Origin of the sequence: Cupriavidus sp. SK-4, from assembly GCF_000611125.1 — a bacterium.
GTDB lineage: Bacteria > Pseudomonadota > Gammaproteobacteria > Burkholderiales > Burkholderiaceae > Cupriavidus > Cupriavidus necator.
In genome coordinates this window covers 126-10,773 of sequence record NZ_JFJW01000041.1, presented here as the reverse complement: position 1 = coordinate 10,773, position 10,648 = coordinate 126, and the positions used below count along the sequence as shown (strand labels likewise).

Annotated in this window: 4 protein-coding genes and 1 other RNA gene; 1 reads left to right on the top strand and 4 read right to left on the bottom strand. The window is 70.7% G+C overall.

Going from position 1 to position 10,648, the window contains the following annotated elements:
* The coding region (locus tag CF68_RS08955) for a DNA polymerase III subunit gamma/tau (RefSeq protein ID WP_035817633.1) at positions 1-1,429 on the bottom strand (1,429 nt) is incomplete at its 3' end.
* Between the two features lie 120 nt (positions 1,430-1,549).
* Positions 1,550-4,033, bottom strand: coding sequence for an adenosylcobalamin-dependent ribonucleoside-diphosphate reductase (locus tag CF68_RS08950; protein WP_051591461.1), 2,484 nt, complete (start codon positions 4,031-4,033; stop codon positions 1,550-1,552).
* A gap of 167 nt (positions 4,034-4,200) precedes the next feature.
* Between CF68_RS08950 and ffs the strand changes: the two genes are divergently transcribed.
* An RNA gene (gene ffs, locus CF68_RS35700) (signal recognition particle sRNA small type) lies at positions 4,201-4,299 on the top strand.
* Between the two features lie 164 nt (positions 4,300-4,463).
* On the opposite strand, the gene CF68_RS08945 is transcribed toward ffs, so the two are convergent.
* The gene (locus CF68_RS08945; RefSeq protein ID WP_035817629.1) at positions 4,464-8,081 is read right to left on the bottom strand and encodes an exodeoxyribonuclease V subunit beta; all 3,618 of its coding nucleotides are present in this window, start codon (positions 8,079-8,081) and stop codon (positions 4,464-4,466) included.
* Positions 8,078-10,648: PD-(D/E)XK nuclease family protein (locus tag CF68_RS08940; RefSeq protein ID WP_235205707.1), on the bottom strand; the 2,571-nt coding region annotated here is incomplete at its 5' end. The genes CF68_RS08940 and CF68_RS08945, both read right to left, overlap by 4 nt.

The following is a 10,648-nucleotide window of genomic DNA, read 5'->3' as shown; positions in this document are numbered from 1 at the left end:
CAGCGGAACCCTGGCGGGCGGCGGCCAGCGCGGCGGCGGCGGGCGACATGGCCCCGTTGCCGGCGCCAGCGGCCGGGCGTGCCGGCGGAGCGTCAGGTGATGCAGGGACAGCGGCAGGCGCAGCGGGGTCGGCCGCGGGCTGGACCGCCTGTGCTGGCATAGGGGCAGGAACCGGTGCCGCCGCAGTACCGGCCTTGGCCTGCTCGGCGGCATTGGCCGCAGCCGTCGCAAAGCGGGTATCAACTGGTTGCGCGGCTTCAGGCGCGGCGGAACCGCGCTGGCGCGCAGGCGGGGCACCACTGCCCTGCCCTTGCGTCGTGGCCGGTTCAGACGACGGCCGGAACGCCAGCATGCGCAGCAGCGTCATGGTGAAGCCGGCGTACTCGTCCGGCGCGAGCGCCAGTTCGCTGCGGCCGAGGTTGGCGATCTGGTAGAACAGCTGCACTTCCTGCGCGTCGAACACGCCGGCCAGGCGCCGCACCTCGTCGGCTTCGGGCCATTCGTCCTGCACCGAGGCCGGCACGGCCTGCGCCAGCGCCACCTTGTGCAGCAGCGAGCCCAGGTCCTGCAGCGCGCCGGCGAACGACAGGCTGCGGTCGGCCATGGCATCGGCAATCGCCAGCATGGCGGCGCCGTCCTCGGCGGCCAGCGCATCGAGCAACTGCACCAGGTAGCCCTGGTCGATCGCGCCCAGCATTCCGCGCACCGCGTCTTCCGACACCTGGCCCGCGCTGTAGGCGATGGCCTGGTCGGTCAGCGACAGCGCGTCACGCATCGAGCCGTGCGCGGCCTGGGCCAGCAGCCGCAGCGCATTGCCATCGTGGGCAATGCCTTCCTGCGCCAGGATGTGGTCCAGGTGCGAGACGATATGCCCCGGCGGCATCTGCTTGAGGTTGAACTGCAGGCAGCGCGACAGCACCGTGACCGGGATCTTCTGCGGATCGGTGGTGGCGAGGATGAACTTGACGTGCCCGGGCGGCTCTTCCAGCGTCTTCAGCATGGCGTTGAAGGCGTGGTTGGTCAGCATGTGCACTTCGTCGATCATGTAGACCTTGAAGCGCCCGGAGGTCGGGGCGTAGACCGCCTTGTCCAGCAGCTGCGCCATCTCGTCGACGCCGCGGTTGGAGGCGGCGTCCATCTCGATGTAGTCGACGAAGCGGCCGCTGTCGATCTCCTGGCAGGCCTTGCACTGCCCGCACGGCTGGGCGGTGATGCCGCCGTTGCCGTCAGGGCCGATGCAGTTCAGGGCCTTGGCCAGGATCCGCGACAGCGTGGTCTTGCCGACCCCGCGCGTGCCGGTGAACAGGTAGGCATGGTGCAGCCGCTGCTGTTCCAGCGCGTGCGTGAGCGCGCGGACCACGTGCTCCTGGCCGACCAGCGTGGTGAAATCCCTGGGGCGCCATTTGCGCGCTAGAACTTGATAACTCATGGCGGCGATTGTAGCAAAAGGCGGCCCCCCTCCGGCCGCCGCCGCCCCGACCTCGCGGTCTTTATTCGCCACGCGCCGCGCGGGCCGGCTCCGGTGGCCGCAACCCGCCCGCGGCGGGGCTCAGCCGCACTCGCCCACGTAGCCGCAATTGGCGCATTTGGCGCAGCCGTCGACCTTGTGCAGGGCGTGCGCGCCACACTCCGGGCAGGGCTTGCCGGTGCCGACACCGGGGGTGCCGGGGGCTCGGACCTGGCTGGCGAGATCCGCCCCGGCATCCAGCGCCTGCCCCCCACCCTCGCGCTGGGCCAGCCTGGCGGCCAGCGCCGCTACCGGCACCTGGCCGCCCTCGGCATCCAGGAAGCCGCACTTGATCAGGATGCGCTGCAGCGCGTAGCTGAGCGCGGCCACTTCGGAGTCATGGAAGCGCGGCACCTCGGTGCCGTCCTGGCGCACCAGCGTGCCGTAGCGCACCGTGCCCTTGTCCCACACCACGTTGCGCATGTCCGCCAGCGCCTTGGCCACCGATCCGCCCGAGCGCGCCACCATCGACAACAGCCGCATGGTGGAGGTGATCCACTGCTGGCCCTCGCTGCGCTGTCCCGCCGGCATGAAGAACTCCACCGGGCGCTCGATCTCCACCGGCTTGCCGTCGGCCACGCCGGCGACGCGCATGAAGTTGACGGTCAGGTAGACGGTCTTGTGGCCTTCGTAGGTCAGGTACTCGACCTTGGACGTCACCCCCTCCAGGTCCCCCACCGGCCGGCTGCCGAAGGGGCGCACCAGCGGATTGTCGTCGGCCACGGCAGCGGGCGCCGCCGCCGGCGCCTCTACGGACAGCACGGCCCCCAGCACCGAGTTGGGGCGATAGGTCGCCAGCCCCTTCAGGCCGGCCTTCCAGGCCTCCAGGTACAGGTTGCGGAAGGCTTCGTACGGATAATCCTCCGGCACGTTGACGGTCTTGCTGATGCTGGTGTCGATATACGGCTGCACCGCTTCCAGCATCCGCATATGGTCCAGCGCCGACATCTGCAGCGCGGTGACGAAGGCATCCGGCAACTGGGCCATGTCGGCCCCCATGTGACGGTAAAGCCGCCAGGCATGGTCCGCCACCTCGAAGCTGCGGTAGCTGTTGTCCGGCATCCGCTTCTTGCGGTTGTAGGTCCACGAGAAGGCCGGCTCGATGCCGTTGGAGGCATTGTCGGCAAAGGCCAGCGTGATGGTGCCGGTGGGTGCGATCGACAGCAGGTGCGAATTGCGCAGCCCATGGCGCGCAATGGCATCGCGCAAGCGTTCGGGGAGCCGGCCGGCAAACCCGCTCTGCAGGTAGGCGTTGGCATCGAACAGGGGGAAGGCGCCCTTCTCCACCGCCAGTTCGGCCGACGCCAGGTAGGCATCGTCGCGCATGCGTTCCGAGATCCGCGCCGCCAGCTGCCGCGCAGGCTCGGTGTCATAGCGCAGGCCCAGCATCACCAGCGCGCTGCCCAGCCCCAGGAAGCCCAGCCCGACGCGGCGCTTGGCGTGGGCCTCGGCCTGTTGTTCGGGCAACGGCCAGAAGGTCACGTCGAGCACGTTGTCGAGCATGCGCGTGGCCACGCGCACCACTTCGGCGAAGGCATCGAAATCGAATTCGGCCTGCGGCGAGAACGGCTGGCGCACGAAGCGCGTCAGGTTGATCGAGCCCAGGCAGCAGCAGCCATAGGACGGCAGCGGCTGCTCGGCGCACGGGTTGGTAGCCTCGATGCGCTCGCAGTAATAGAGGTTGTTGTCGGCGTTGATCTGCGACAGGAACAGGATGCCCGGCTCGGCATGGTCGTAGGTGGCCTGCATGACCTGGTCCCACAGGTTGCGCGCCGGCACGCGCCGGTACACCCACTGGCCGTCGTCGCGGCGATAGGCGCCCGCGGCGATCATGTCGGCGCCCGGCTCGGCCTCATGCACCAGCTCGACCTCGCCGTCGGCCTGCACGGCCTGCATGAAGGCGTCAGTGACGCCGATGGAGATATTGAAGTTGCTGAGGTCGCCCTTGTCCTTGGCGTGGATAAAGCTCTCGATATCGGGATGGTCGCAGCGCAGCACGCCCATCTGCGCGCCGCGGCGCGCGCCGGCGGATTCCACCGTGGCACACGACGCGTCGAACACCTTCATGAACGACACCGGCCCCGAGGCGCGCGAATGCGTGGCCCGCACCAGCGCGCCGGCGGGGCGGATCGCCGAGAAGTCATAGCCCACGCCGCCGCCGCGGCGCATGGTTTCGGCAGCCTGCGCCACCGCCGTGTAGATGCTGGGGCGGCCCTCGCGCGGCTCCGACACCGAATCGCCCACCGGCTGCACGAAGCAGTTGATCAGCGTGGCCTGGATGCCGGTGCCCGCCGCCGAATTGATGCGCCCGGCCGGCACGAAGCCGTTTTCCTGCGCCCACAGGAAGCGCGCGCTCCAGGCCTCGCGCTGATCCTCGGGTTCGGCCTGCGCCAGCGCGCGCGCCACGCGTTGCCTGACATCGGCAATGCTGCGCTCTTCGCCCTTGGCGTATTTCTCGATCAGGACTTCGGTGGAGATTTCCTGCGGCGCCAGGGCGCCGCGAATGATCTGGTCGTTTGCGTTCATGTATTGGCTCACCACGGTCTGGGTCGGTGAATGGTCGGGCCGCCGCGGCCCGCGTTGCCTGCGCCAGATCAAGCCGACGCATTTGCCGCGGGCAATGACCCACCATTGCAAAGGGCATTCAACGCAATTTCTCCGCGGTATCGCGGTCTGGGGTACAATGCCGCTCGGACGGGCCTCCTCGCATGGTGGCGCGGTCAACCTGGTCAGGTCGGGAACGAAGCAGCCACAGCCGTTTTCCGCCAGTGCCGAGGGTCAGGCTCGTCCACCTCACACCCCCTCCTGCAGTACCCCTCCCGCTATATCCGCCCGCACGCACCAGTCGCTTGCAGCGCAGTCCCTGTCACTTTAGTACAGCCGGGCCGCGATCGCGCGCGCCGCGCACCCCATTTTGCGCCGATTCTGGCACCCTGTCCGGGTGCCACGCCAGCCGTCAGAACAGCGAGCCCTGTTGCGGCATTGGCGACACCGGCGGCGCCAGGCGCTCGGCGGGAATCCATTCGCCGTCCGCAGTGGCCACGCCGGCCTCGATACGCTTGCCCGGGAACATCGGCGCAATCGCGGCCGCATAGCGGCCCAGCTGAGCACGGTAGGCGGCATGCTCCTGCGGCAGGAGCCGCAGCTTGTAGTCGACGATCACCACGCGGTCGTCGAATTCCACCAGCCGGTCGATACGCAGCAGCCTGCCGCGCGCGTCATAGAGTTCGACTTCATTGCGCGCGCTGCGGGCGTCCCCCGCCCCCAGCAGCGGCGCCAGCGCCGGCGCGCGCAGCATCGCGGCCACCGCCTCCAGCGCTTCCGCCACCTGTTGCCGCCACGCCTGCCGTGCCGGCCCGGTGTGCGCTCCCGTCAGCGGGAACCAGCGCAAGACGGTGTCGATCCCTGGCACGCCGGCAAAGGCTTCGGGATAGCGCGTCAGGCGTTCCAGCAAGGCATGCACCAGCTCGCCGTGGCGGGCGGCCGCGGCGTTGAAGACGATGCCGTCGGACTCGTCTTCGGCTTCCGCCTCGCCCTCTTCTTCAAACGCGATCCCCTGCCGCGCATCCACTGCATCGCGATAGCGCAGCCGGAAGTCGGTAAAGCGCACCGGCTCGCTCAGGCGCGCGGGCATCGGGGCCTGGTCCTGCGCATCGGCCAGCTCGCCCGGATAGGCCGGCACCATCTCGCCGACGCCTGCGGCCTGCAGCCGCACATACCAGCTGCCGGCGATCTCGGCATTGGCCTCGCCCGAACCGCTGCGGCCGGCACGGCCCTTGACCCCGCTGACCAGCAGGCCCTGCTGCGCGCGCGTCATGGCCACGTACAACAGGTTCCAGTTCTCGCGCTCGCCCAGCGCCGCCTCCGACTCGAACAGCGGCGCCCGCGCCAGCCCGCGCTCGCTGCGCTTGCCGTAGGCCGAGAAATGCCGAGGCACCGGCGACGACGGCGGCCAGTCGACCAGGATGCCGCCCCGGTCCGCGGCCGGCTCACTGTGGTTGGCATCGAGCAGCACCACGAACGGCGCCTCCAGGCCCTTGGCCGCATGCACGGTCAGGATATGGACCGCGTCGAGGCCGGCGAACGCCGGATCGTCGTCGGCCGGCTCCACGTCTTCGGCGCTCTCGCCCATGCCGCCTTCGTCGGGGCTTTCGCCCTCGTCGCCGCGGCGGATTTCCTGCAGCTCGTCGATAAACTTCGGCAGGCTCGGATAGCGCCCGCCGTCGAGGTCCAGCGACAGCTTCAGGAAGGCATCGAGGTTGGCCAGCACCTGTTCGCGGATATCCGGCGGCGCGGCCTCGGCATAGCGGCGCCGAACTTCGCCGCCGTGGAAGATCTGGTCGATCAGGTCATGCACCGGCTGGTGCGGCGCCACGCGCAGCCACTGGCGCAAGCGCTGCACGCCTTCGCGCAGCGCATCGGATACGTGTTCGGGCAGGCCGCCTGACTCGATGCGTGCCCACCAGCTGCCCTCGGCTTCGATCCGGGCCAGCGCCAGCAGGTCGTCGTCAGTCGCGCCCACCAGCGGGCTCTTCAGCACGTGCGCGAGATCCAGGTCCGATTCCGGCGTCATCAGGAACGCCAGCAACGCCGACAGGTCCAGCGCCTCGAGCGTGGCCAGCAGGCCGCCGCGGCGCGGGCTCAGGCACGGGATGCTGGCCTCGCGCAGCGCGCGCTCATAGTCAGCCAGATGGGTCTTGCGGCGCACCAGCAGATGCATGTCGCTCCAGCGCGCGGGGCGCTGCTCGCCGCCTTCATGGACTGGAACGGTGTCGCGCACCAGGCGCAGCCACGCGGCCACGCGCCGGCCTTCTTCCAGGCGCAGCGAATCGCCGGCCTGCCGGCGCGGCTGCAGCAGCGTGTCGCGATGGGCGGTGGCGGCTTGCGCCGGTTCGTCCTCAGTGGCACCGTCCAGGGCTTCATCGGCCTTGTCCTCGGGCTCCACCAGCGGCAGCAGCCAGACCGGTCCATTGCCTCCGGCCAGTGCCGTGGTCTGGGTCGCGTACAGCGGATAGCGGCCCTCGGCGCGCGCGCTGTCGAACACGGCGTTGACCCAGTCCAGCACTTCGGCACGGTTGCGCCGGGTGCGGTTGGTGCGCAGCACGGTGGCGCCGAACCCATCGCGCAGCATCTCGCCGGCCGCGCCGAACAGCCGTGCATCGGCGCGCCGGAAGCGGTAGATCGACTGCTTGGGATCGCCCACCAGGAACACCGTCGGCCGCTCGCCCAGGCCCGCGTAGCCGGCCAGCCAGCCCTGCAGGATGCGCCACTGCAGCGGGTTGGTGTCCTGGAACTCGTCGAGCAGCAGATGGCGGTAACGCGCGTCGAGCCGCACCTGCAGGTAGGTGGCGGTCTCTTCGTCCGACATCAGGCGCGCGGCCTGCCATTCCAGGTCGGCGAAGTCCATCGCGCGCTGCTCGTCCTTGTGCCGCTGGTAGCGCGTCAGCAAGGCATCGCCGATGCAGAACAGCGCGCGGTTGACCGCCAGCACCGCGGCTTCGCAACAACGCGCGCTGATGTCGTCAAGCATGGCGCAGATCGAGGCATGCTCGTCCAGCAACGCATCGACCATGCCTTCGCCGCCGGCGGCCTTGACCAGCGCCGCGGTGCGCCGCAGGGAACGCGGGCCGCCGGTGGTGGTGAAGAACGCGGCACGCAACTGCGCGAACACCCGTTCGGCGGGCTTGCCGGGCGCCGCGCCCGCTTCGCGCCACGCGGTGATCGCCATCAGCGCATCGGTGATGCGGGCGGCGTGGGTCTGCTCGGTCTTGCCGGCCGCGCCCAGGCGCAGCGCCAGCGACTCGCAGGCATCGCGCCAGCCTTCGTCGGCCAGAGCCTGCAGCAGCACGTCGCCCTGGGCGTCTTCGCCCAGGCAGTCGGACAGCGCCTGCAGCGGGTCGCCGCCCTCCTGCATCGCCCACCATTCGCTGCGGGCATGGAACATCGCGTCGAGCAGCGCGCGTGCCTGGAAGTCGCCAACGGTATCGACCAGCGTTTCCCACGCGGCGCGCAAGTCGGTGTATTGCTCCGTGGCCAGCGCGCGCCAGACCGGGGCCCAGGCTTCGCGTTTCATGCGCAGCGCATCTTCGCGCAGCGCCGCGCCCGGCACGATGCCCGAGGCCAGCGGCGCGCCGCGCAGCAGCGTGCCGAACCAGCCGTGGAAGGTATCGATGGCCATGCGCCCGGGCGCGGCCAGCACCTGCGCATGCAGGCGCCGCGCACGCGGCAGCGCCTCGCGCGCGGCGTCGGGCGTCAGGCCACGCTGCACCAGCGCGGCGATCACGTCGTCGTCGCTGTCGCGCGACAGCTGTGCCAGCACCTCCAGCAGGCGGTCGCGCATTTCTTCGGCGGCCTTGCGCGTGAAGGTGATGGCCAGGATCTCGTGCGGCGCGGCGCCGGCCAGCAGCAGGCGCACCAGCCGCGCCACCAGCAGCCAGGTCTTGCCGCTGCCGGCGCAGGCTTCCACCACGACGGAGCGTGCCGGATCGCAGGCGGCGCGCGTGAACTCGGCCTCGGAAACGGGCTGGCCGTCGCGCTGGTAAGGCTGGACGTGGTGCGGATCGTGAGGCGTCATGATGTCAGCGCCGGCACGGCGGTGGATTCCCAGAAGCCCTTGCGGCACAGGCCGCGGGCGGTGCAATACAGGCAGGCGGAGGCATCGCCGAAGGCCGGCAGCCTGGCGCCCTGGCGCAGGCGCATGACGTCGTCGCGCATCTGCCGTTCCAGCCAGATGACGGCGGCTTCAAAATCGGGCAGGCCGACTTCGCGCTGCGCCGCCGCTGCGCCCTCGCGCGCGCCTTCGAGCGATACCCAACTGCCCGCTGCCGCATCGGCGCGCAGCAGGCCATAGAACGGCAGCTGGCAGTCTTCCTCGACCTCGGCCAGCTTGCGCTTGAGGCGGGTGGCGCTCTGCGTCTTGTAGTCGAGCACGGCATGCGCCCCGCCCGGGCCCTGGTCAAGCCGGTCGATGCGCCCGGTCAGGCGCAGCGGCTGGCCGTCGGGCATCGGCAAGTCGATGCCGGCGTCGAGCTCGCCGCCGCGCCAGAACCAGCCCTCGGCCTCGCGCGCGGATTGCCAGGCGACATACGACGGCATCACCTCGCGCCAGCGCCGGTAGTAGGCAATGGCATTGCCGTCCTCGGCCATCAGCGCGCCGAACACGTCTTCGGAAATCTCGGCCAGGCGGGCCAGGCGCTGGTCTTCCGCCAGCGTCTCGCCGCGCTCGCGGCGCGCCTGCAGGTCCTTGTGGTAGCGCAACAGCACGTGGTGCAGGTGTTCGCCGATCTCGCGTTTTTCCAGTTCGTCGCTGACTGTCTCCAGCCCGGCCAGGCCCAGCATGCGGCCGGCGAAGAACTGGTAGGGGCAGCGGCGCAGCATGTTGTAGGCCTGCGCGCTCCAGCGCACCGGCACCAGCGCGGGCTCTGCCGCCGGCGCCGGCATGCCCTGCGGATCGGCAAAGGTCTCGTGCGCCTGCGGTGCGGCAGCGGCTTCAATGCTGACGCCCGCGCGCGTGCAGCACGCCGCCAGCCGCTCGATCCAGCCTGACACATGATGCGGCTCGCCGCGGCTGCCATAGCGTTGCCAGGTCAGCACCACGTCGTCGTTGTTCAGCAGCACCTCGGCCAGGTCGCGCGCCTGTTGCGCAAAGCGGGCCTCGCGGTCTTCCAGGTCCAGCTCGCGCCGCATCTGGTTGGAGAAGAACATCAGCTCGGCGGCGCTGGACGGCAGTTGCGCGTCATCGCAGCCGACGATCACCACGCCCTCGAAGCGGCGCATGCGCGCGCCGTTCAGCGGCAGGATGGTAATGCGCGCCGGGCCGCTGGCCGAGGGCTCCTTGTAGGCGACCGATTCCAGCAGGGCCGACAGCATCGCGCGGAACTCGCCCTGCGACAGCGTGGCATGGCCGCCGGTCTCGTCCAGCGGCAACTCCTGCAGCCGCGCCAGTGCATCGAGCAGCTGGCTGCCGGCATCGTCCGCGGCCAGCGCCGCGCGCATGCCGAGGCCGTCGAGCATGCCATCGAGCCGTTCCAGCCAGGTTGCCAGCGGATGCTGCGCCAGGCCGCGCGGCCAGCGCGCGGCCTCGTCGGCGAGCACGGCGATGAGCGCGTGCGCGGCGCGGCGCGGCGCTTCGGCGGCATCCTCATCTTCCGCGGCAGCTTGCTGCGCGGCGGTCGGTGCGCTACCGAACAGCTGGCGCAGGCGCGCCCAGCCGCCGGTGATGCCTTCGCGCCGCACCTGGCGCTCCAGCAGCGCGATGGCCGCGCCGCGCCCGGCAACCTCCGGCAGGCAGAACGGGCTCTTGAGCAGGTCCAGCAGCGCGGCGGTGTCGCCGTCGCGCACCAGCAGGTCGAACCAGCGCATCAGCGCGGCGGCCGCGCGCGTGGTAGACAGCTTCCAGCCGGTCTCGTCGCGCACCGGTGCCCCGGCGCGCGCCAGCAAGGCGCGGGCGCGCCGCGCCACCACGCGGTCGTGCGCGACCAGCGCCACCTGGCGGCGGCCTTCATTGAGCCACTGCACCAGCTGCGCGGCTGCCGCGGCGGCTTCATCCTCGAAGCGCGCGCTGCCGACCACGCGGATCGCCGGACGCTGCGGCGGCAGCGCAGGCATGGCCGGCGGGGGGGCGACGGCTTCGGCATCGTCGGCGATCCTTGCTTCCGGCCACAGCGCCAGCAGGGTCTGGTACCAGTCGGCATCGGTTTCGCCCTGCCCGGTCCAGTCATAGCCGACCTGCAGCACCGGCACCAGCTCGGCGGCATCGCGCAGGAACGCGGCTTCAAGCGGCGTGGGCGGGGTCGGGGCAATCCAGATCACCGGGCCGCGCAACTGCTGCGACAGCTCGCGCAAGGCGCGGCGCCGCGCCGGCAGCGGATCGCCCGGCCCCGACAGCGCCTGCCAGAATGCCAGCACGATGCGCGCCTCTTCGCCGAGGAAGCGCTCGGACAGATGCGAATAGGTCCGCTCCAGCGCGCCCTGCAGCAGGCCGGCGCGATCGTCGCCGTCGATCTCGTCATCGTCGCGGATGGCGGCGTCTTCGAGCCAGCGCGCGTTGAGCTCGTCGCAGATCGACAGCAGCGTCTGCGACAGGCCCCATGCGGCGGTCTCGTTCTGGGCGCCGAAGGCACGGCGCAGCCAGTCCTGCCC

Bases quoted from the DNA above. Each gene is read 5' to 3' on its own strand.
- CF68_RS08950 (WP_051591461.1), bottom strand. From the start codon at position 4,033: ATGAACGCAAACGACCAGATCATTCGCGGCGCCCTGGCGCCGCAGGAA.
- CF68_RS08945 (WP_035817629.1), bottom strand. From the start codon at position 8,081: ATGACGCCTCACGATCCGCACCACGTCCAGCCTTACCAGCGCGACGGC.